The sequence below is a fragment of the Nocardia acididurans genome (genome assembly GCF_016741815.1).
Taxonomy (GTDB): Bacteria; Actinomycetota; Actinomycetes; order Mycobacteriales; family Mycobacteriaceae; genus Nocardia; species Nocardia acididurans.
The window spans coordinates 343,829-366,027 of sequence record NZ_JAERRJ010000007.1; the positions used below are offsets into that span (position 1 = coordinate 343,829).

The window sequence follows — 22,199 nt, forward strand, 5'->3', positions numbered from 1 at the left end:
TGTCCATGACGATTTGGGGGGCACCAGATGGCGAACAATTTTTCGCTCGAAGGCGATGAGGTCCGGGCTGCGGCAACCACCATCAACGGGCTGGCCGTAGACATCTCCGGGGCGGGTAACGGCGATGTCGCCAAGAACGTGGCCAGCATGACCCCCGTGTTCGGCGTCATCGGGGCCGATTTCCTGGCCAGCTTCGCGGTCGCGGAACTGCTGCACAACAAGGACGTCAATGCCCTGGCGAGCAAGTTCACCGCGTTGAGCGAAACCGCCAACAACACCGTCACAGCGGTCGAAACCGAGGACACCGACCAGGCAGCGCAGATCGGAGCGCTGGGATGAAGCCCCTCGATTCCGGCGTGATCGGCGCCAACACCCCCAGCACCCCGGCCGCCGCGCCGCTGCCCACCACGACCGATCTGCGGGTGGGCGGTAACGGCGCGTTCGCCGACCTACCGCTGGGCCAGCTGCCCGCGGAGATGGAGCCCACCGAGGCTCCGGCATTCGTATTGTCCCGCAAGGAGTTCGAGCAGAACGGCGGCTCCGCGATGGGCGGCGGCCTGCCCTCCGGGCTCGGCGGCGGCAACTCCGACAACACCTACGCCGCCTCCGTGCTCGACGGTGCCATCTCCCCCGTCGTCAGCGGCGCGAACAGCGTGTTCTCCGGCGCCCAGGCGGCGCTCACCAATGCGCAGACCGCTGTCACCAACGCACAGACCGCGGTGAACAACATCCCGGCCTCGGTGGATGCCGCGCAGGCCGCGCTGCTGCAGGCCGCCGCCGACGGCATCACCATCCCGGCCGTGTCGACCGAGTCCATCGACGCCGCGCTGCAGAACCTGAACCTGACGTCGCTCACCGACCTGCAGGCCCTGTTCACCCCCTTCCAGGAAATGCTGAGCAGCTTCGGCTCCGGCATCCTGAGCAGCTTCAACCCGGCCACGCTGCTGAGCCAGGGTTCGACGATCATCCAGACCGCGCTGTCGACGGGCAGCAGTGTGCTGTCGAATCTGTCGTCGGTCTGGGAGGGCGATTCCTCCACCTCGGCGCAGAACACCGGTCAGCAGACGGTCGCCAACGGCGAGACCACCACGGTGCAGAACGGCTTCGACCTGTCCGCGATCACCGAGCAGGCCGCCGCCGCCGTGCAGACCGGCAATATTCAGCTCACCGGGATCGTGAACAACTTCATCGCCCAGGCGTCGGCCCTGGTTCCGCTGGCGGTCACCCCCGTCGGCCAGGCCGCGCTGATCGCCTCGGCCACCGAGAATCTCACCGCTGCCGCCTCGGTGGTCAACACCACCCGCGGCACTCTCGCCGGTTACACCGGCCAGGTCAACACCATGATCAGCCAGCTGCTGGGCACCAACGGCCTCAATGCCTCCGAGGTGAGCCAGGCCCTGGTCTCCAGTGGCGAGGATCTGCTGACGGGCGCGCAGTCGCTGCTGTCGAACACCACCACCGACGACAACACGACCAATAACAACAACCCGGGCACCGACAACCCTGTGCTCACCGACACCACCACCGACGACGACACCACCGCGGCCGGAGTCGGCAGTGGTGGTGGAGGCGGCGGGGGCGGCGGTGGTGGTGGCGGCGGCCTGGCCTCGGTCCCCGGCGGCCACGGCTCCTCGATCCCCGGCGGCACGGTCGCGGGCGCGAGCTCCCCCTTCGGCTCCGGCACGACCGCCGCGAGCACAGGTTCGGGCACCGGCACCTCCGGCTTCATGGGCTCCCCCGCCGCCGGCGCGCGCGGTGGCGCGGGCGCGGGCGACGGCGAATTCGCCCGCAACGTCGAACTCGTCAACGAGGAGAACACCCGCGAGTTGCTGGGCGAGGTCCCCAAGACAGTCCCCGACGGCGTCATCGGCGGCCGCTTCGCCAGCGCGGGCACGCCCGCCGAATCCACCTCGGAGAACACCGAGCGCACCTGATCAGAGCAACTGCTCCACCCGTGACAGAGGTGATGCCGCGGTAACCGGTCGGGTATCCCGGTCACCGCGGCATCGGTGGAGGCCGAGAGCGGCTGTACACCCCGCGGGCTCGACCACCGTTCGTGGCGCTCTCTCGTGGCGAGCGCGCGGAACAGAGTATTGAGGCGTCAGACCGCCGCCGGGCGCGTCTTGGCGTCCATGCCGCCGTCGATGACGAACTGCGCGCCGTGGATGAACCCGGCCTGCGGGCCGAGCAGATACGTGATGAGCGAGGCGATTTCGTCCGGGGTGCCGTTGCGGCCGATGGGTGCGGTGAAGTTGCGGATGGCCTCGCCGTAGCGCGGATCGTCGAGCCCGGCCCGCAGCAGCGGGGTGTCCACGCTGCCGGGGGCGACGGTGTTCAGCCGCACGCGGGCCGCGCCCCACTCCTCGGCGCGCTGCCGCACGGCGACGGTGACCGCGTTCTTGGACGACGCGTAGGCGTACTGGCCCGCGAAATCGCCCGCCTGCGCGAAGGACTCGGCCTCGGTGCCGGTGTTGATCGGGTTCTGCTCCCACCTGATATGCGTGGACGCGACCGACGAAACCACCACGGCCGCAGGCGATTCGCCCTTCTGCAGGGCCGGGAACAGAGCGTCGAGGAAGGCGACGGTGGCCCGGTAGTTGATCTCGACCACGAAGTTCGGGTCCGGCACGTGCGGGCCGACGCCGGCGCACAGCACGAGACCGTCGAGCACGCCGCCGGAGCGCTCGAGCACCGCCGCCACGGCGGCCTCCCGGGCGGCCGGGTCGGTCAGGTCGGCGGTGACATCCGCGTTGCGCAGGTCGATGCCGATGACGTCGTGGCCCGCGGCGGTGAGGGCGGCGGCGGTGGCCGCACCGATTCCCGATCCCGATCCGGTGATGGCGATGGTCATGACAGTGATTAGAACAAGCTCCAGATTATCGGGCAAGTCCCAACCCGCACGGTCCCATCTACCGGGACCGGAAAGCCTCCGATAGCATCGCCAACACCACTAGAATCTGTTCTAATTTTCGCACTTGCTCACTGTCGAGAGGACGATCCGATGCGCTTCACCTATGCGGAGGCGATGATCAACCCGGACTACTACATCCCGCTGGCGCAGGCCGCGGAGGCCGCCGGGTTCCACAGCATTACCATCGCCGACAGCATTGCCTACCCGGCCGAATCGGATTCGAAGTACCCGTACACCAAGGACGGCAATCGCGAATTCCTGGACGGCAAGCCGTTCATCGAAACCTTCGTGCTCTCGGCCGCCATCGCCGCGGCGACCACCACGCTACGGCTCACTCCGTTCGTGCTCAAGCTGCCGATCCGCCCACCGGTACTGGTGGCCAAGCAGGCCAGTTCGCTGGCCCGCCTGAGCAACAACCGCTTCGCCCTGGGCGTGGGCATCAGCCCGTGGCCGGAGGACTTCCAGATCATGGGCGTCCCGTTCGAGCGCCGCGGCAAGCGCCTGGACGAGTGCATCGAGATCGTGCAGGGGCTGTCCACCGGCGAGTACTTCGAGTACCACGGCGAGTTCTACGACATCCCGAAGATCAAGCTCACCCCCGCGCCCACCGAACCGCTGCCCATCCTCATCGGCGGGCACAGCGACGCCGCCCTCAAGCGCGCCGTGCGCCTGTGTGACGGCTGGATGCACGCCGGCGGCAATGCCGAGGATCTCGACAAGTACCTGGCGCGCATCGCCGAATTGCGCAGTGAGCGTGACAATCCCCGTGATTTCGAGATCCACGCCGTCTCCCTGGACGCCTACTCCCCCGACGGCGTGAAGCGCCTCGAGGACAAGGGCATCACCGACGCGATCGTGGGCTTCCGCAACTCCTACGCCATGGAAGCCGACACCGAATCCCTCGAGGACAAGATCGCCAAGATCAATTGGTACGGCGAGAACGTGATCGGCAAGCTGAGCTGATCCCGCCGCTCAGGACCGTTTGGCGAAGCCGAGTTCGACCACCGCATCGCGCTCGGCCGCCAGTTCGGCGACGCTGAGATCGATTCGGGCGCGGGAGAATTCGTCGATCTCCAGGTCCGGGACGATGGTGTACTCGCCGTCGGCGCAGGTGACCGGGAACGAGCTGATCAGACCCTCCGGCACGCCGTAGGAACCGTCCGAGGGGACGGCCATGGAGGTCCAGTCGCCGGGCGCGGTGCCCAGCACCCAGTCGTGGATGTGGTCGATGGCGGCGCTGGCCGCACTCGCCGCCGAGGACGCACCGCGCGCCTTGATGATGGCGGTGCCGCGCTGCTGCACGGTGGGAATGAAGTCATCCACCAGCCAGGCCCGGTCGCCGATGGCATCGAGGGCCGGGCGGCCCGCCACGGTGGCGTAGCTGATATCCGGGTACTGGGTCGCGGAATGGTTGCCCCAGATGGCGATTCGCTCGATATCGGCGGCCGCCGCGCCCGTGCGCGCGGCCAGCTGGGCGATGGCGCGATTGTGGTCGAGACGGGTCAGCGCGGTGAAGCGCGCGGCGGGCACGTCGGGCGCGTTGCTCATGGCGATGAAGGCATTGGTATTGGCCGGATTTCCGACCACCAGCACCTTGATGTCCTGTGCCGCATTGGCATTGATGGCCGCGCCCTGATCGGTGAAGATGGGCCCGTTGGCGGCCAGCAGATCACCGCGCTCCATCCCGGCGGTGCGGGGCCGCGCCCCGACCAGCAGCGCGACATTCGCACCCTCGAACCCCACCCACGGATCATCGGCGATGTCGATGGACGACAGCAGCGGAAACGCGCCGTCCTCCAACTCCATGGCCACACCCTCGAGCGAGGCGACGGCGGCGGGAATCTCCAACAGCCGCAACCGAACCGGTGTCTGGGTCCCGAGCAGCGCCCCGGAGGCGATCCGGAACAACAGCCCGTACGCGATCTGCCCGGCGGCGCCGGTCACGGTCACTGTCACGGGTCGGGCGGCACTGCTCACGACGATCTCCTCGCGGTAGACGGACATCCGCCTCCACCCTAACGAGACCTCACCGGCGTACCCCAGCCGTCGTGAGCAACCAGACAGTAGCCTGCGCCGCGGCGCGTGCGTCTAACGCGCGAGTTCGGCGATGTCCTGGTCGCTGAGCACGACCGGCTGCACGGAATCCTTCGCGCGCACCATGCGGGCGGCGCGGTAGAGCGGGCGCTCCTCCGCGTTGGCGTCGCGGGCCTCGGCGCGCAGCTGATGCACGAGCATCGACGACACCGCCAGGGCCGCCGCCAGCGGGCAGGCCGCGAGGGCGTCGGCGAGCTTGCGTAGCCCGAGGATGTGCATCTCGCGTCCGCTGCCGCCGTCGGTGTACATGGCCAGCGGCACGATGCGCGTCTCGGGTCCGGTGGTGACACGCAGTACCACCCGGCTCAGCCGCCCCGGATACACCAGCACCTCCACCCCGGTGGCCGCGGCCAGATCCAGGGTGTGTTCCCCCGACCAGTTCCGCGCGTGGATCACGGTGCCGTCCAGCGACATTCGCCGCCGCTGCGCCGCGACCGCGTACAACGCGGTGGGCGCGCCCAGCACCACGCCCGCGCACAGCGCGATGGGCCAGCTCACGAACAACGCCAGCAGCAGACCGACACCTATGCCGACGCCGAGCGCGGCGAGCGACAGCCGCCGCAGCGCGGGCGCATACATTTCGGGTGCGATGAGATCGAGCCCGACCGGTGTGGCGGGCTGCGTATTCGGCTGTTCAGTCACAGGTGCATTCGTCCGAGTTCGTCTGGGGGCGCGGATACTTGGTCGTCGCGTCGCGCACCGACCGGCACGGTACCAGGATGCCCGCCCCGGCACCGCACTTCGCTACGGTCCGGACCGAACGCAACGCACCACCGGCGGATCGCACCTATCCGGTCTTCCCCGCGACCATCCGACCGAAACATTCCCTGAGCTGCGCTGTCGACACGTTCGGCCTCCCCAACGCTCGGGGAGCTGAGCACAAAGACCTTGCCCGCCTTGGCTTTCGGGAACTCCGGCCGCTATTCGCCCGCGAGGGCGGCGGCGACCTGGGCGACGGCCTCGTCCAGCGGGATCGAGCGCTGTTCGCCGTTGCTCAGGTTCTTCAGGCCGATCTGGCCTTCGGTGACCTCGCGGTCGCCGAGGACGAGGGCGAAGCGCGCGCCGGACTTGTCGGCGGCCTTCATGGCCCCCTTCATCCCGCGCCCGCCGTAGGCGAGGTCGGTGCGGATGCCCGCCGCGCGCAGCTGCGCGGCCAGCGGCACCAGGTGCTGTTTGGCGAGATCGCCGAGCGGCACGCCGAAGACGTCGATGCGCGGCCTGTCGACGGCGGTCTTGCCTTCGGCTTCGAGCGCGAGCACCGTGCGGTCGACGCCGATGCCGAAGCCGATGCCCGAGAGCGGCTGGCCGCCGAGCTGGGCCATCAGTCCGTCGTAGCGGCCGCCGCCGCCGATGCCGGATTGCGCGCCGAGCCCGTCGTGCACGAATTCGAAGGTGGTCTTGGTGTAGTAGTCGAGCCCGCGGACCATGCGCGGGTTCACCACGTACGACATGCCCATGCCGTCGAGGAATCCGAGCACCTGATCGAAGTGCGCCTTGGCCGACTCCGAGAGGTGGTCGATCATGAGCGGCGCGTCGGCCGTCATCTCCTGCACCTCGGCGCGCTTGTCGTCGAGCACGCGCAGCGGGTTGATCTCGGCGCGGCGGCGGGTCTCCTCGTCGAGCGGGAGCTTGAACAGGAAGTCCTGCAACAGTTCTCGATACTGCGGGCGGCAGCTGTCGTCGCCGAGCGAGGTGATCTCGAGCCGGTAGTCCGACAGCCCGAGCGTGCGGAATCCGGTGTCGGCCACCGCGATCACCTCGGCGTCCAGCGCCGGATCGTCGATGCCGATGGCCTCCACGCCGACCTGCTGCAGCTGCCGGTAGCGCCCCTTCTGCGGCCGCTCGTAGCGGAAGAACGGCCCCGCGTAGCACAGCTTCACCGGCAGCTGCCCGCGATCCAGATTGTGTTCGATGACCGCGCGCATGACTCCGGCGGTGCCTTCGGGCCGCAGGGTGAAGCTCTCGCCGTTGCGGTCGGCGAAGGTCCACATCTCTTTGCTGACGACATCGGTCGACTCGCCGACACCCCGGGCGAACAACGCGGTTTCTTCGAAGATCGGCAGTTCGATATGCCCGTAACCAGCCAGACGCGCCGTGCGTACGAGCCCGTCGCGCACGGCGACGAACTCGGCGGACGTGGGCGGCAGATAATCCGGCACACCCCTCGGGGCACTGAAGCTGCTGGTCTTGGTCACGATCATCCAGTTTCCACTACCGCTCCCCCGCAAGTCCAACCAGTATCGTCCCGCTGGTCACGAGGGAATATCTCAGGAACTAGTGGCACACTCCTAACCCGGAAGCAACCGATACGGAGGGATCAGCTAGTGCCGACAAATGAACAGCGACGCGCTGCGGCCAAGAGGAAGCTGGAGCGTCAACTGGCCAATCGGGCCACGCGGGCGCGCAAGCGCAAGCAGATCACCATCGCGGCGACGGCCGCGGGTGTCGTGATCGCGGCCGCGGTGGGTGTCGGCATCTACTACTGGACCCGCCCGGAGCCGCCGAGCTTCTATCGCGCGAGCGCGGAACCGGCGTCCCGCCCGGTGGACAAGCCGAGCGACGACAACCTGCCCAAGGGCACGGTGAAGGCGACCATCGAGACCACTCAGGGTCCGATCACCGTGGATATGGATGCGGACAAGGCGCCCTACACGGTCAACAGTTTCGAGAGCCTGGCGAAGCAGAAGTACTTCGACGGCACCAACTGCCACCGCATGACCAACTCCGAGACGCTGAAGGTACTGCAGTGCGGTGACCCGACGGCGACCGGTCAGGGCGGACCGGGCTACGAGTTCGACAACGAGTACCCCACCACGGATTACCCGGCCGACGATCCGAAGGCGCAGGAGCCGATCGACTACAAGCGCGGCGTGCTGGCGATGGCCAATGCGAACGGCGGCGCGAACGGCGGCATGGGTTCGAACGGTGTCGACGGCCACGGCACCAACGGCAGCCAGTTCTTCATCGTCTACGGCGATTCGAAGCTGCCGCCGCAGTACACCATCTTCGGCACGGTCGACGCGGCCGGCATGGCCACCCTGGACAAGATCGCCGCGGCCGGTATCGCCGGTGGCGCGCAGGACGGCGAACCCGCCTCGCCGGTAACCATCCAGTCGGTTCGAATCGACTGACCAGCACGGTTTTTCGGGCCCGGCGCCCTTCGTGTTCCCCCCGCGGGACACGAGTGGCGCCGGGCCCGTTCCTTTTCCGGTCAGAACCGACCGACGGGGTCAGGGATCCTTCAGAATTAGGCTTCCCTAACCAAAGAAAATCCTGAGTTTTCCGCCATCTGCCGGAAATGTGCGATATATGCTGGATCGCGACCCGCGCGTACGGCGGTATCCAAGTTTTCGCTGGTAACCTCGTAGAACGGAGTACGAGAGGGCGTAGTACAGGCCCACCGGGCAACCCCCACCGGACACGTCCCACGCCTCCCAGTGCTCCCGGTGTCCACGTTTGCAGGCGGGACACCGTCCACGAACCACCGTTCGTGTGGCGATGTCCGTGACGAAGCACCACAATCATCCATAGTGATCACTGCAGCATCGGGGAGCAGGCAATGGCCGAGGAACTCGACGACATCGGCCGCGAAACAGCGGCGATGATGAGGCAAATGTTGCAGCTGGCGACACTTGTCGCGCTGCGAACCCGGGAACGTGGCCAGAAGGAAGCGGAAGCCCGCGTCAAGATTACCGAAGCCCGCCAGAAGGAGGCTCGCGAGCGCCAGCTCCGCGAGGCCGCCAACTCCAAGGCCAAGGATCCGCGCAATGCCGAGCTGAGCCGCATTCTCGAAAAGCCTCCGCTGGACAAGGGTATTTCCCTCGAGAAGGACCGCTTCGCCGCTCAGGCCGAAGCCACGCGAATGGCCGCCACGCAGGCCGCCGTGAACAAATCGCTGGTCCGTCATGACTCGGTGGAACGCAGAACCGCTCTCGCCCAGCATCTTTCACGGATGGGTATCGCGCCCGAACTGGCCGCGGTACGCATGCTGATGGAGGTCGGGCAGGCGCAGTCGGCTGCCGAAGCCGTCCGCGCCCGTGAGCAGGAAGCGACTGTCGCGCAGCGCCGTAGCCGGGAAATGGAAGCCCGAGCACGCGAGCGGGAACGGCAGCGCGAGCTCGAGCGGGTTCGCACACTCTGAGTCCCACACTCCGAGTTTCACCGAAGACCAGACCGGGCGGACCGTAAAAATACGGTCCGCCCCAACGGTTTACCGAGGTTCTTCCACCTCAGCTCGAGAAGTCTCCGATGGCCGGATCCGTGAACATTCCGTGCTGCGGCGACTTCAAGGGCAGCGGGGTCAGCATGTCCTTGTGCCCGTTGCGGACACTGCAGTACTTGAACGGCCCCTTCGGATCGAACAGCCGCGCCATGTGCGGGTCGGCATGGTCCAGGAACCACACGCTCAGGCCGGTCTTCCCGTCCTTGCGGTAGTGCTCCCAGGCGCGCCACATGGCTTCCAGGCGAATGGACGCCTCGGCGTGCTTCCACCATTCCGGGCACCACACGGTGTCACTGATATCGGTGACCTGCCGCCGATACACCAGGCTCAGGTAGTTCTCCACGAACTCGACCACCGTCTGGTAGACCATGGACTGTTCCTGCTCGCTCACAGCGACGGGACCTCCTTGACTGTGCCCGCACCCGGTGCCGGCTCCTTCTTGGTCATCGAGAGGCGCTCGTTGACCAGGTCGATCATCTCGGTCTTCGCCTTGGTGCCGGGCTCGTGCTTCTCGAGGGATTGCAGTACCGCGGTCGAGTACTCGCCCTCCCACCACGGCACGGTCTTGATCAGCACCGCCGGTGTGGCAGAGGAGAATACGATGGCGCGGCCGGTCGGCAGCGTCGCCAGCGAGTTCACGTTGAAGGTCTTGGAGGACCCGAGCGAACGCGAATAGCTCTTGCCGCCTTTGGATTCCGAGACCGACTGCGAGATGGACTCGTATTCGCCGATGGCCTCCGCCCGCTGCTGCAGGAACTGCACATCGTCCACGCCGCTGCCGAGCACCTTGATGTTGGCCGCCGCCCAGAGCGCTTCCATACCGTCCGGTCCCCAGCAGCGCGCGCCCTGCGCCCAGGACTGCAGCACCGTCATCACCACGATGCCGCGAGATCCGAAGTGGCTGTAGTGCTTCGGCAGATCCTTCCAGCGCACCACGTTCGCCGCCTCGTCCAGCACGGCGAGCAGTGGAATGGGCAGCCGCCCGCGCGGCGAGCGGGAAGCCTTGTGCACCGCGACGTCGATGACGGCCTCGATGAACGCGCTCACCAGCGGACCGGCCGAACCGCGGCCCTCCAGCGACAGCGAATACAGCGTGCCATTGCCCTCGATGAACTCGAGTTCGTCGAATTGCTTTCGACCGTCCGGCTTCTGGCTGCCGATCCACCATTTGAGCTTGTCCCGGGCGGCCTTGACTTCCTTGTCGCTGTCCGGGTTCACCCTGCCCTCCGCGATCATGCGGGCCAGATCCTTCTCGACGTCACTCTCGTCGTAGCGCGCCCGCGACTGCACCCAGTGCCGTACCGACGACAGTTTCAGGCAGCGGATCATCTTCTTCGCGGTGCCGAAGATGCCGCCCAGGGTGCGCGGATCGATGTTGTACTGCTGTGCGAGTCCCGAGGCCACGAAGTGGTAGCTGTCGCGGAACTCCGAGGACACGTCGTAACGATCGGTGTTGCGCAGGATTTCGATCGGTTCGGTGTCGAGCGGATTGGTCACCCACTCCCACACCTGGGTGATGGGCCGCCGCGACACCGCCGCGGCCAGGAACAGGCAGGTCAGCAGTTCCTCGGCCTCCTGTGTGAAGTACGAGTCGCTGTCACCGCCGCCGGACGGGCCGTCGGAGCCGTCCGCGAAGTGCCCGGCCAGGCTCGCCGCCCGACCGTCGAAGCCGGGCCGGTGCGGATTGACCCAGGCCAGCGGATCCCAGTACCAGTCCGGCGGTTCGTCGGCCACGCTCTGCGGATCGAAAATCCATGTCTCGCTGCCCCTTTCCTGCCGAACGGCGCGGGTGGCGTCGACCACGTCACGCTTGTTCGAGGTGACCATCGCCGGACCGATGGCCGACAGGATGGCGGGAATGACCCGCGAGGTGGTCTTGCCCTGACGCGGACCCCAGATATCGACCTGCAGGTCCTCGTACGAGCCGTAGAGCATGACATTGTCGGCCACGGACTTGCCGATCGGCACGCCGGGCATGTCATCGCGGCCCAGGCGCATCCCGAGCCGTTCGGCCTTCTCGCGCACACCGGCCTCGGTGAGCGACTTGATCGCGCCACCGCTGCCCATGTAATCGGCCTTGTCGTCCACCGCTAGTCGCCCGATGGTCGCCTTGGCCGCCTTCTTGCGTTTGAAGACCACCCACGCGATGCTCGCGGCGATCACCAGCAGCACGATCACCGTGGACGCGATCGGCCACTTCAGATTGCCGCGCGCCAGATCCAGCCCGATGGCGATCGGGTTGATCGGCGCCTTCTGCCGTGGCGAGGTCAGCAGGCTGCCCAGTTGTATGGCGAGCCACAGGGTTCCGAAGATCGCGAACCCCGCGTAGATCAGATATAGGGTGGTGTCCGGACCGGGGTCGGCCGGATCCTTCACCGGTTTCTTCGCCATCTCTAGCCTCCTGGGATGACCTGTAAGTCGATGCCGCTCAACGGAATTCGTCCAGCAGCCAGCCGCCGGGCGTGCGTACGACGGTGGCGACGACCGTGCTCGAGGGCAGGGGCGCGCGGCGTCCGTCGGGGTATACGACCGTCTGCTCGATGCCGATCTTGTACTGCTGCGTGTCCGGATCGGCGCCCGTCGGCGCCTTCTCCCCGGACGCGAACGCGAAAGCCTCGACGTGTGCGCCGGCCTTGGCCCAGTCGGCCCACTGCAGCGACGCCTTCGGCGTTTCCGCTCCGCTGGGTGGCGTATCCAGTGTACGGATCAGCGTGGGACCCAGCCATTTACGTGCCCGGCGCAGCGCCGAGTCCTGGGTTTCGGTGGCCGGGTACCAGGTGAAGATTTCCTGCAGCGCACGCACCGCGACACCGTCGGCGGTGGTGGGGTCGAGCGCCGGGGCATCCTCCAGCAATCGGGTGGTGGAGGTGGGCGGAGCGAACGTGGTGTAGCCCGAGCCCTCGGAACTGCCGCTGTCGCCACCGCAGGCGGTGGCCAGCATCGCGACGCTCAGCACCAGCATCACCACCTGGATCGCGGGTTGCACCACCGGTTGCACACCGTCCGGTCCGCGCCGGCGGCGCAGCACCGGACCACCCCTCCAGGCTAGTCGCTGGGTCCGACATATGGGCGATACCAGCGGTTTTCCCGGATCGGCGTGTTCATCGACACGGTCGCGGGTCATACGCCCCGCTTGGCGTCGTTGAGGGTCTCGACCAGGGTGCGGTTCATCTCGGCGGCGGCCGCCAGCTGCTGCTGCAGCAGAGCCACCTTGCGGCGCAACGCGATTGCGTCCATGCGTTCCAGCCCAGGGGTTTCCGCGGCACGCACCCAGTTGCGGACGGAGTTGGTGTGCACACCGATCTGGTCGGCGACCACCCGGCATGCCTCGGATTCCGATCTCAGCTTGCCGGTCAGGGCGATGACCTGTTCGACCGCGGCCTGTCGCACCTCCGGCGACACTCTGCGGTAGGACCGGTGCGGCATCATGCGGCACTCCCCTCGTCACCGTTGCCGCCCGCCTCACTGTGGCCGCGACGGTTCGTGGATTCGGTGAACTCGCTGAAACGCTGGTTGGTGTCGTGGATTCCGCTCTCCTTCTCCGAGAGCGTGAACTCCATGTGGAACGGGATGCCGGGGCGGCGGTCCTCACCGATCTTCAGCAGGAACTTACCGGTGCCGGGGGCGGACGGGCGCTGCTGGCCGGGTTTGAGGGCCTCGCCGGTGAGCGCTTGCGGCGCAGACCAACTCGTCACCATGTCCTCCTCGGCGGCGGTGAACGGGACCGTGGAATCCAGGCGCTGGATCTCCTCGGCGGGCAGCGCGCCGAAGATCTTGGCGCGGGCGCGTTCCAGGAAGCCGAGCGCCTTGGCGATGGCAGCCTCGGAACCCAGCGCCTGCAGATCCTTGATGGTGTGGCTGATCATGATCAGCGCGGTGGCGATGCTGCGCTGCAGACGGGTCAGCTCGTCCACGCGGTCGACCATGAAGTCGCCCAGGCCCAGCACCTGCCACAGCTCGTCCATGACCACCTGGAAGTAGCGCTGCGGGCCCAGGCCGGCGTCCGCGAGCACATGCGCGGCCTCCACCGAGGCGAAACCGTCGGCCCAGCAGGCCAGCATGACGGCGGCCTTGAGCTTCTTGTCCCCGTTGGGGATGTGCGAGACGTCGATGCACACCGCCGTGGCGGCGGTGTCGATGGGAGTCGTGGTGTGGCCGTTGAAGATCGCGCCGAACGGGCCCTGGGTGAGCGCGCGCAGCGAGCGGCGCAGGCCCTTGATGGCGTTCTGATATTCGTCGGGATTGTCGGCGCCCGCGTCGAGTTGCAGCTCGTCACCGCCCGCCACGATCACGGCGAGCAGATCGTCCATGATGGGCGGCTTGTCCGGGGTGAACTGGCTGCCCGGCTTGTAGAGGATGCGTAGGCCCGTGGAGATCAGCGTCTCCTCGTAATCGCGGACGCGCGCACCACGAACCAGCTCCACCAGACCGGCCACCAGCGTGACCTGCCGGGCGCGCAACTCCTGCAGCACCTGTGTCTGCAGCGCGGGCATATCGTCGAGCCGCGGCACGATCGACCCGAGCACACCGGCCGCAAGCGGATTGAGCTTGCCGTGGCCGTAACCCAGATCGATGACCTGCCCGCCCACCAGCTCGACCAGCTTGCGATAGTCGGGCTTGACGTCGGCCAGGATCAGCGGCGTGATCCCCTGTGCCACACCGCCGAGCACGATCCGGCGCACCAGCGACGACTTGCCGAAACCGTTGAGCCCCAGCACGAAAAGGCTCGGCGCGGTGATGAAACTGCCGCGCATGAACCAGTTCATCGGGTCGAAGCACACCGGCGCACCCGTATGCAGATGTGACCCCAGCGGCGTCCCGATCAGCGGCGCACCGGCGCCCACCGACCACGGCCACAACCCCGCGACCTGCGCGGTGGTGGCCCGGTACTCCACCGGCCGCCCGATGACGTTCATCCGCCCACCGCCCCCGCCCACATACCCGCGATCGGTGAGTTGCTGTGTGGTCCGGTCGAATTCGTCGAAGCTGCCGTATTCCATCCGCTCCGCGCGCGCCGCGAAGTTCCGCCGCCGCAGATCATCGGTATGCAGCCGGAAGGTGGCCAGCGCGGCCCGGATCCCCTTCCCCTCCCGAGCCGTAACCTCCAGCCGCGCCCGGGTAGCGTCGTCGAGCAGCTTCGGCCCCGACTGCTTCCTCTTGCCCTGCTTGCGCACCGCCACCGGATCGGAAGCCTTCCCCCGCTTCCCCTTCCGCAGCCCGACACCCTCGGTATCGGCAGCCGTCAGCACCGGCTGAGTACTGCGCGTCGTGCGCTTGCGCACCGGCCGCTCACCGGATTCGCCCTCAGCCCGCGGCCGCCGGGACCGCTCCGGCCCACCGGCGCGCCCACCGAGATGCGCCCGATCGGCATCGGTCCGCCTTCCCCGCCCCTGCGCTTCTCCCGCGCGCCTCTCGCCCTCGGCCCGGCGTTCCCGCCCGACCGCCTCGCCCCCACGCACCCGTTCCTGTCCAGTCCGCTTGCTCCGCATCGGATCCCCCTCTCCCCGATCGGCCCCGGCTCCACGACGCCCACGCTCCACCCCGCCGGAACGCCCGCCACCGACTGCCTCGGCCCCGTGCTCGCGCGCCCGACGCCGCGCCGCCGCATCCGAATCCCGCGACCGCGCAACCTCCGAGCGCGTATCCCCACCACGCCCCGCACCGGCCCCACGCACCACATGCCCGGCAGCCTCCGCACCCGGCACCCCGGTCGACGGGGACTCATCGAGCCGAGCAAGCTCCCTGGATCCGCTCGCCCGCACCCCATCCCCACCAGCGGAACTCGCAGCCCGCGACGCCTCGACCTGGCCGCCACCCGCGGCTCCAGCCGAATCCCCCTGCCGCGCACCACTCCCCGCGACATTCCGGCCGCTCGAGTCGTCGGCCGCCCGCCGCAGCGCATCGAGCGGACCAGCCTCGACCGGCTCGCCCGACGGCTCCACCTCAGCGGCGGTTACCGGCAGCTCACCCTGCCCGGACGACTCGGCGTCGCGAGTTCCCACCGCACCGGATTCACCCTGTGCCCGACCGGAATTCGCAGCAACTGAACCGCTGCTCTCGCCCGTATCCTTCGCGCCCGCCTCACCTTCGGGGGCGCCGCTCACCGAATCCGCACGGCTCGCGGAATTCTCGTCCGCCACCCGGTCGGAAACACTTCCGCTCGAACGCCCCTGATCCGGGTCGTCGACATGCGGTGCGGCCTGCCCGGATGCGCCCGCTCCGTCTCGCCCCGAGGTTCGGGACGCGAGCGGTGCGTGACCGGGATCCGTTGCCGCAGACCCAGTCGAGTGCTCGGCGGCCGCCGACGTGCCGCTCTCCGCACCGCCACCGGCCACCTCGGCACGACGGACACCGGTAGACGACTCCGCGGCGGCAGAATCACCCGCAGGCCGGGATTCGACCGAGGCACGGACCGCATCCGCCGACACCGAGCCAACGCTTCGATCGGCATTCGTCGAACCAGGGGACGCCGCAACGCGAGGGGCCGAGGGGGTTGAACCGCTGCGGGCAGAACCGCCTTCCGCGTTCGGCGAATCGGTTCCGGCTGAGGCACGTTCGACAGAAGCATGTTCGACGTCGGTTCGGCCAGTCGCCGGCGCCCCGGGTGATTCGACGGGCTTCTCGACCGGTACCGCAGTGGAGTTTCCGTCCGAGACCGTTCCGCTGTCGGCGATGGCCGCATCGGAAGTCGCTTGCGCACTGGAGGATTCAACGGCGGGGCGCGCGGCGTCCCCGGCCCCGTTGACAGGTCCGGGCGACGCAGTGGTCTGTCCTGCGGCCGAGGCTGCGACAGGTGCGGCGGGATCCGGCTCGAGGCTGGGAAGATTGGGACGACCGGAGCGGGGGCGGCCGAGGGCTCGGGCGCGCTCGAGCTCGGCCATCTCCGCAGCCCGGCGCACTGCGGGCGAATGCTCGGGGAGCCGCGCACCTACTGCTGGACGGTCACTTTCGGTGGCGGTCCCGGCGTCGGGTCGCCCATTCACGCGAGCCGACCCAGCATCCGATTCGACTGCCGAAGCGGCGTCGGCCATGCGCTGCCGTGGGCCGGAACCGGCTACCGGAGTAGCGTCGCCCATGCGCTGCCGTGGGCCGGAACCGGCTACCGGAGTAGCGTCGCCCATGCGCTGCCGTGGGCCGGAACCGGCTGCCGGACCGGAGTTCTCGCCCGCCGGAGGCACGGCCGCGCCGGTGGTCGACTCCGGATGGGTTGTGGCTGCCTCTGCACGGCTCGTACCGGCGGCACCCGTGACCTCAGTGGATTCCCCGGTGGCCGACGATGTGGCCGGGCGGGTGGTGCCGGGGCGGCCGGGGGTGCGGGAGCGCTCCAGCTCGGCCATCTCCGTGGCGGCGCGGCGCGCGGTGGGTGAGGTTTCCGGTGCGTCCTCGGGCGTTCCCGCAGAGCGCGACGCGGTACGGGCGTCGGCGCGGGCCGCGATCTCGGCGGCGGCGCGGCCAGGGGCGTTCAGGGATTCCGCAGCGCGTTCGCGCGCGGTGGTGGATCGAGTGGCTGACGTGTGGCCGGAATCAGCCGGGGTGCCGGTGCGGCGCTCTGTCGTGGCGCGTTCCGAACCGGACGGGCGGCTGCCACCGGAAGCCTTCTCGGCGGCGCGGGCTCGTTCCCGCTCGGCGATTTCGGCGGCGGCACGACCGGGAGCGCTGATCGCCTCGGGCGGGCGGGTACGCGGGGAGCCGACGCCCGGGGCCCGGTTGAGTTCAGGCGCGGTGGTTTCCGAACGGCCTGCGGAGTCCGTGCCACGGCCGAAGCCGCGATCGAGCCCGCGCGCGGAGCCACTGCCGGTGCCGCGCCCAGAGGCATGGTCAGAGCCGCTGCCGGTGCCGCGCCCGGAGCCATGGTCAGAGCCACTGCCGGTGCCGCGCCCGGAGCCATGGCCGCCTCCACTACCACTGCCGCGGCCGGAGCCATCGGTGCCGCGGCCCGTCGCGTGGTCCGCACCGCGACCCGAACCCTGCTCACCGCGACCTGCGGCGTGGTCGGTGTCCCGGTCCGGGCTGCGGTTGATGCCGCGCTCCACGGTCCGTTCGCTGCCGTGGTCGGGGCGGTCGGTGCCGCGGACTCGGGCGCTGGTGGTGCGGGCCGCTATGCGGGCGCGTTCGAGTTCCGCCATTTCGGCGGCGCGGCGTTCGGCGCTCGTCATAGGCGGGGGCGGGGGTTCGGTGGGCTCGGGTTCGAACGGGGTGTCGCGGCGCAGCAGGCGACGGTCCGGGAGGGTGCCGCGGCGGGGGCGGTGTTCGTCACGGACGACGCGCGGAGCCGCCGAGGTCTGGTCGGCCTCGGCGGCGGGGTCGGGGGCTTCGGTCGGGGCGTCGCGGCGGGTGCCGCGACGCGTCGACGCTGAATCCCGTTCCCGGACGGGGGGTTCGAAGTCACGAGCCATGGAGGATCACCCCGCAAGTGCTTTCGGAATGGTGGCGTGTTCGGGCAGGATCACGCCGCAGCCGAGGGAGGCCGCGAAGGCGGCGCCCTGATAGCGGTAGCAGCGGCGGATCTTCAGGCGCGCCTGCGTGGACAGGTCGCGGGTGATGGCCTCGATGCGCGGCAGGTCGCCGCGCAGCGGTTCGGTGATGGTGACCAGCGCGCCGAACCGCGTGACGCCGTGCCCGCGTGCCTGCTCCTCACGAGCCTGCTGGGTGGCGCCGACGCGAATGGTCGCCGAGGCCGAGACCACGCCGCGTTCGCTCTGCTGGGCGACGAGCGCGTTCTTGTAGTCGTCGTCGACGATCTGCGCCGCGTCGCCGGCCGAGTGCGGCCGGTACACGATGGCGATCCGTTTGCGCGGCACTTCGGGATTCGGTGCGAGCAGCCGCTGCAGCACGCGCTCGTCGACCGCGCCCTCGGGCGCCGTGTCCATCTCCCACGTGACGGATCGGCCGCCGTCGTGGATGAAGTGGTCCCACCGCTCCTCGTGCGACACCGGCCCGGCGTCGGCCCAATCCAGTCCGTGCCCGCCGGGCTCGCCCGCCGCCACTTCCAGATCCGCCTGCGAGGCAGGGTCGTAACTGCGCCGGATGAACGAGATCACCTCGTCCGCCGACATCGGCTGCGCCCGCACACCGGCTTCGGCCAGCGCCGCGCAGATGCCGGGCAGTCGCCGTCCGATCTCGACGGCTTCCTCCGCCGGGTTCTTGCGCCGCTCGGCCGTGGTGGCCTTGAACGTGATCGCCACGCGCGGCAGCAGCTGCACCCGCTCCTGCGGCAGCTCGGTCGCCAGCTCGTACATGACCTGCTGCGCCAGATCCGGCGCTTCCGGCCGGGTGATCGCGGAAACCTCGGTGAGCAAACGGTTTCCGGTCTCGGGCACGGTGTCGATCACCGGCACCACGGCCACGATGTCGGAGGTCTGGCCCAGCGACGCCAGGAAGGTGCCCCAGGCCGCGACCCACCGGTCGATCACCGGCTGGTCGACGGCTTCGTGCCCCTGCGGCCAGGCGCGCAGCACCACGGTGTACTGCCCGAATTGGGGTAGGTGGATCATGCCGAAGCTGTATCCGCCCGCGTCGATGCCCTCATAGAGCCGCGAGGGCGCCATGAGTCCCGGCAGCCGGGTGACGCCGCCGGGGATCCGGGAGAACCGGCCGCCGCGATACACGTGCTCGCCCTTGCTGCGGCCGCGCAACCAATGGAACATCATCAATCCCGTCTCATAGCCGGAGCGTCCCCCGGTCCGCCACACCAGTGGAACCATCACGATCACACCGACGCCCGCGACGACGGCGGCCGGTTTGGGTCCGGCCACCAGCGCCACCAGCAGTGCGGTGATCACGACGGCGAAGCCGACCACGGTCTCGCCCCAGCGCAGGCCGAAAAGTCCTGCGCTGCGGGGCTTCTGCCACAGTCCGTACGAGCGGCGCTCGTAGGTGTCGGTCATCGTCATCGCGGAATGGTGCTCCTGCCGAGGTCGGGTGAACGGTTGGCCCAGGTGTCACCGGCGAGATCGCCCATCTTCTCGTCGGCCCGGTTGAGGCTCGACGTGGCGGCCCGCACCTGGGCCGCGCGGTTCGCGGCGCGCGCCGCGCCCGACGGTACTGCGCCGGAGCCTCCGCCCCCGCCGCCACCGGAGGGACTCGCCGCGGCCGCGCCGCCGCCTCCTCCGCCGCCGGGACGCGGCGGCGGGACGGGACGTCCGCCGGTGCCGGGCAGTCCGCGACCGCCCGCGCCGCCCGGCGGTCGCGGTCCGCGACCGGGGCCGACATGTCCGGCGGCGCCGGTGGTCGCCCGCGGCGCGACGGCGCGGGTACCCACCGCACCGAGCGCCGCGACACCCACCAGAGTGCCGGTGGTGGCGGTCAAACCGGAGCCACCGCTGCCGACGATGGCGACCGCCGGGGTGGCCAGGCGCATGAGCGCGGGCAGCACGAACGCCACGCTGCACAGCAGCACGATGGCGACGAGCATGCGCTGTGCCTGATCGGCGTCCGGCAGCGAGCCGGCGGCGGTGAGCTCGTCCACATGTCCGGCGGTGGCGAAGGCGATCATGTACACGATCGCGGCCACCGGCTTGTACAGCATGAACGCGATGATCCAGCCGATCAGTTTCGGGTAGGACTGTTTGCCGGTGTTGGTTCCGGAAGCCGCTGCCGCCAGGGGCAATACACCGGCGGCCACGATCAGCAACCCCTGCCGGACGATCGCCAGCACGATCTGCGCGAGCGCCCCGAGCAGGCCGACGATCGCGATGATCAACACCAGGCCGGGCGAGAATGCCTGCAGCGCAGCGGTTTTCACCATGAGCTCGGCCAGGTTCTTGGCTTCGCCGTTGGTGGAGTCGTTGATCACCCACTCGGAGAACTTGTCCGAGGCCTGGGTACCGGCCACGATCACCGCGCCGAGCATCCACGAGCTGAAGATCACGCGCGCGAACATGCGGAAGGATTCGGTGGCCTCACTGACGGCGGCTCCGCGTCTGGCCTCGGCCAGTTTCGCGCCGGTGAGTATCACCGAGACCATGAGTAGCAGGATCTGCGCTTGATACGTGTAGTCGTTGATCTTGGTGAATAGTGTTCCGCCGTCGCTTATTCGCTCGTTGGGCACCTTCATCCAGAAGGTCAGCGCCAGGATCAGCGCCTCGCCCAGACCGCTCATGAGCGAGTCCACCACCTTGCCGAAGGTGGAGTCCCATGCCTTGTCGCGCACGGCGGACGCGGCGTCGCTCGGGTGCGTGGCGACATTGCCCGCCTTGCACGCTGCCGAGGCCGCGTCGCCGAGGGAGATCCCCGGGATGCCGAGTCCGTCGAGCGAGTCGTGCAACTCGTTGCACGCGTCGTCGAAACCGTAGGTCTGACCGTACGCCACCGTCGGTGTCGCGATCATGACGGTGAACACGACCGCAAGGATCGTGAGCAGCTTCCTCAGCATGTGGTCCACCTCTCGATGGGTCGCAATGCCATTTCAGTCATCACCATTTCGTCCACCCCGCAAGGGAATCGACCTTCTCGGTCTGCGAGGTCTTGGAGGTCGCCGGTTTGAGCCGCCAGTCCCCGGCGTCCCACACCATGATCAATCGCACGGCCGACCACTGCTGCTGGTTGGCGAGCACCGGACCGCGCACCGCCAGGCGCACGATGGCCATGTCGTCCGCGTAGTTCTCGATCTGGAAGGCATCCGGCGCCACCAGGTAGCGGGTCACCTTCTCCGGCTGCTGTTTCGGTAGCCGGTCGTCGGCCAGCGCCTGGTCGTAGGCGGCGATCTGCTGGGCGGACACCCGCACCTGCTTCACGTACAGGTTCCGGTCGGCCGGTCGCGCGTTGAGCCGGTAGGTGATCTGCGCCGCCGCCACCGCCGCACCCTGCGGGGTGTGCGAATAGCCCACGGCCAGACCGTCTTCCAGGCGCGTCGGCCCGTCGGAGGTGGTGAACGGCACCGAGGCCCCGTACACCCGCTGCCAGCCCTGCGGATCGGTGAGCCCGGCCGGCGCGGCGGTCAGCCAGTCCTGGTCCGAGGCCGTGCGCTGCTTCGAGGAGTCCTGCGGAAGCGGTTGCCCCGCAGGGTTGTTCGGGATGTCGACGCGGCGGCCGAACAGGTCGATCTCCGGGGAGGCGAATCCGGTCAGCCCGGAATCTCCCGTAGTCACCTGTCCGCCTTCGACTTTCACCGTCGACGGTTCGTCGTCACGACTGAAGTACACCACCGCGCCGACGATGAGGATCAACACCACCACGGCCGCGGAGGCGATGACGCCGAACGAGACGCGGTCGCGCTCGGGCGACTCCTTCTCGCTCATGATGGCGCCTCCAAGTTTCGTATCCCACTGGACAATTCAGCTGCACACGCCTTTACGTAGGCAGCAGGGCGAGCGCGATCCCGCTGGCCGAACTCGCCATGATGGCGCCCAGCAGGCTCATCACCACCCCGTGCGTCGCGTCGTTCTCGGCCAGGTCGTCGCGGAACGCGTACCAGAGTCTGCCCGCGGACAGGATCATCCAGGCCATGCAGAACAGCAGCACGCACCACAGCAGCCAGTCGATCAGCTGCATGATGGGCCGGATCACGTCGGCCGGCATCTGTTTGTATGCCAGCACGGCCAGGGTGGCGGACATCAGCCGATCGCTGCGTTCATGATCGTGCCCGCACTGGTGGCAATGATCCCACCGATCATGGCTCCCGCCACCATCTTCGGGGATTCCAAACCGCCTCCTGTCCACTTCTCCCACGCGAAGCGGCCGCCCGCGTAGGTGATGCCCATGATTCCCGACAACAGCACGAACCAGGTGAAGTAGCGAACCAGTTTCAACAGCTTGTCCGACGCGGGTGGCGCCTCCGGGGTCGGATTCCCGACCTGAGCGAGGAGGGTGCCGTACGCGTCGTGTACGGCGAGGAGCATGCTCATTGTCTGTCCTTCTCCAAAAGCGAACTGCTAGTAACAATCTCGCCGATGAGCGGTTTGCCCGCAGCATCGGATCCACCGTGCACAGCTAGCGTTCCAACCATTTCCGGACGCCCGGAATACGTTCGCA

21 protein-coding genes are annotated in these 22,199 nt (G+C 68.6%); 7 read left to right on the forward strand and 14 right to left on the reverse strand.

Going from position 1 to position 22,199, the window contains the following annotated elements:
- Nucleotides 1-27: 27 nt before the first annotated feature.
- Together JK358_RS20035 and JK358_RS20040 are read left to right on the forward strand one after the other, a co-directional pair.
- A complete protein-coding gene (locus JK358_RS20035; protein WP_201949241.1) occupies nt 28-339 on the forward strand; it encodes a type VII secretion target in 312 nt (103 codons plus the stop codon).
- Nucleotides 336-1,934, forward strand: a complete 1,599-nt coding sequence (locus JK358_RS20040; protein ID WP_201949242.1) for a hypothetical protein — start codon at nt 336-338, stop codon at nt 1,932-1,934. The genes JK358_RS20035 and JK358_RS20040 overlap by 4 nt, the downstream gene beginning before the upstream one ends.
- 167 nt (nt 1,935-2,101) lie before the next feature.
- On the opposite strand, the gene JK358_RS20045 is transcribed toward JK358_RS20040, so the two are convergent.
- Nucleotides 2,102-2,851: an SDR family oxidoreductase gene (locus JK358_RS20045; RefSeq protein WP_201949243.1), complete on the reverse strand. Its 750-nt coding sequence runs from the start codon at nt 2,849-2,851 to the stop codon at nt 2,102-2,104.
- Nucleotides 2,852-3,001: 150 nt separating this feature from the next.
- On the opposite strand from JK358_RS20045, the gene JK358_RS20050 reads away from it, so the two are divergent.
- A complete protein-coding gene (locus JK358_RS20050) occupies nt 3,002-3,874 on the forward strand; it encodes a TIGR03619 family F420-dependent LLM class oxidoreductase (protein ID WP_201949244.1) in 873 nt (290 codons plus the stop codon).
- Nucleotides 3,875-3,883: 9 nt separating this feature from the next.
- Here the strand turns inward: JK358_RS20050 and JK358_RS20055 are convergent, their stop codons facing one another.
- The 3 genes from JK358_RS20055 to hisS all read right to left on the reverse strand — a co-directional run bounded on the left by JK358_RS20055 (nt 3,884) and on the right by hisS (nt 7,200).
- Nucleotides 3,884-4,915: a malate dehydrogenase gene (locus JK358_RS20055; RefSeq protein ID WP_201949245.1), complete on the reverse strand. Its 1,032-nt coding sequence runs from the start codon at nt 4,913-4,915 to the stop codon at nt 3,884-3,886.
- 84 nt (nt 4,916-4,999) lie between these two features.
- Nucleotides 5,000-5,647, reverse strand: a complete 648-nt coding sequence (locus JK358_RS20060; protein ID WP_201949246.1) for a hypothetical protein — start codon at nt 5,645-5,647, stop codon at nt 5,000-5,002.
- Between the two features lie 278 nt (nt 5,648-5,925).
- A complete protein-coding gene (gene hisS / locus JK358_RS20065; RefSeq protein ID WP_201949247.1) occupies nt 5,926-7,200 on the reverse strand; it encodes a histidine--tRNA ligase in 1,275 nt (424 codons plus the stop codon).
- Nucleotides 7,201-7,329: 129 nt separating this feature from the next.
- Here hisS and JK358_RS20070 point away from each other — a divergent pair, with 129 nt between their 5' ends.
- Both JK358_RS20070 and JK358_RS20075 read left to right on the forward strand, forming a co-directional pair.
- Nucleotides 7,330-8,136, forward strand: coding sequence for a peptidylprolyl isomerase (locus JK358_RS20070; protein ID WP_201949248.1), 807 nt, complete (start codon nt 7,330-7,332; stop codon nt 8,134-8,136).
- A gap of 428 nt (nt 8,137-8,564) precedes the next feature.
- Complete coding sequence (locus JK358_RS20075; RefSeq protein ID WP_201949249.1) at nt 8,565-9,146, forward strand: hypothetical protein; 582 nt, start codon at nt 8,565-8,567, stop codon at nt 9,144-9,146.
- Nucleotides 9,147-9,234: 88 nt separating this feature from the next.
- Here the strand turns inward: JK358_RS20075 and JK358_RS20080 are convergent, their stop codons facing one another.
- The 5 genes from JK358_RS20080 to JK358_RS20100 form a co-directional block, all read right to left on the reverse strand.
- Nucleotides 9,235-9,618: a DUF4913 domain-containing protein gene (locus JK358_RS20080; RefSeq protein WP_307817634.1), complete on the reverse strand. Its 384-nt coding sequence runs from the start codon at nt 9,616-9,618 to the stop codon at nt 9,235-9,237.
- The gene (locus JK358_RS39350; protein WP_232851559.1) at nt 9,615-11,618 is read right to left on the reverse strand and encodes a type IV secretory system conjugative DNA transfer family protein; all 2,004 of its coding nucleotides are present in this window, start codon (nt 11,616-11,618) and stop codon (nt 9,615-9,617) included. Before JK358_RS39350 ends, JK358_RS20080 begins: the two co-directional genes overlap by 4 nt.
- 37 nt (nt 11,619-11,655) lie before the next feature.
- Nucleotides 11,656-12,216 carry a hypothetical protein gene (locus JK358_RS20090; protein WP_307817635.1) on the reverse strand — a complete coding sequence of 187 codons (561 nt, stop codon included), beginning with the start codon at nt 12,214-12,216 and terminating at the stop codon, nt 11,656-11,658.
- A gap of 131 nt (nt 12,217-12,347) precedes the next feature.
- Nucleotides 12,348-12,656, reverse strand: a complete 309-nt coding sequence (locus JK358_RS20095) for a transposase (RefSeq protein WP_181580315.1) — start codon at nt 12,654-12,656, stop codon at nt 12,348-12,350.
- Nucleotides 12,653-14,227: a putative type IV secretion/conjugal transfer ATPase gene (locus JK358_RS20100; protein ID WP_232851634.1), complete on the reverse strand. Its 1,575-nt coding sequence runs from the start codon at nt 14,225-14,227 to the stop codon at nt 12,653-12,655. The genes JK358_RS20095 and JK358_RS20100 overlap by 4 nt, the downstream gene beginning before the upstream one ends.
- Nucleotides 14,228-14,581: 354 nt before the next feature.
- Between JK358_RS20100 and JK358_RS20105 the strand changes: the two genes are divergently transcribed.
- Nucleotides 14,582-15,274, forward strand: a complete 693-nt coding sequence (locus tag JK358_RS20105; RefSeq protein WP_201949250.1) for a hypothetical protein — start codon at nt 14,582-14,584, stop codon at nt 15,272-15,274.
- Between the two features lie 1,803 nt (nt 15,275-17,077).
- Nucleotides 17,078-17,584, forward strand: coding sequence for a hypothetical protein (locus JK358_RS20110; protein ID WP_201949251.1), 507 nt, complete (start codon nt 17,078-17,080; stop codon nt 17,582-17,584).
- A gap of 45 nt (nt 17,585-17,629) precedes the next feature.
- On the opposite strand, the gene JK358_RS20115 is transcribed toward JK358_RS20110, so the two are convergent.
- The 5 genes from JK358_RS20115 to JK358_RS20135 are packed head-to-tail and all read right to left on the reverse strand — an operon-like array spanning nt 17,630 to nt 22,072.
- Nucleotides 17,630-19,120, reverse strand: a complete 1,491-nt coding sequence (locus JK358_RS20115; RefSeq protein WP_201949252.1) for an SCO6880 family protein — start codon at nt 19,118-19,120, stop codon at nt 17,630-17,632.
- A complete protein-coding gene (locus JK358_RS20120) occupies nt 19,117-20,601 on the reverse strand; it encodes a hypothetical protein (protein ID WP_201949253.1) in 1,485 nt (494 codons plus the stop codon). The genes JK358_RS20115 and JK358_RS20120 overlap by 4 nt, the downstream gene beginning before the upstream one ends.
- Nucleotides 20,602-20,641: 40 nt before the next feature.
- Nucleotides 20,642-21,466 carry a DUF8175 domain-containg protein gene (locus tag JK358_RS20125; protein WP_201949254.1) on the reverse strand — a complete coding sequence of 275 codons (825 nt, stop codon included), beginning with the start codon at nt 21,464-21,466 and terminating at the stop codon, nt 20,642-20,644.
- A 52-nt stretch (nt 21,467-21,518) separates the two neighbouring features.
- Entirely contained in the window at nt 21,519-21,782 is a 264-nt protein-coding gene (locus JK358_RS20130; RefSeq protein WP_201949255.1) for a hypothetical protein, read from the reverse strand.
- Nucleotides 21,782-22,072, reverse strand: a complete 291-nt coding sequence (locus tag JK358_RS20135) for a hypothetical protein (protein ID WP_201949256.1) — start codon at nt 22,070-22,072, stop codon at nt 21,782-21,784. The genes JK358_RS20130 and JK358_RS20135 overlap by 1 nt, the downstream gene beginning before the upstream one ends.
- Nucleotides 22,073-22,199 lie beyond the last annotated feature (127 nt).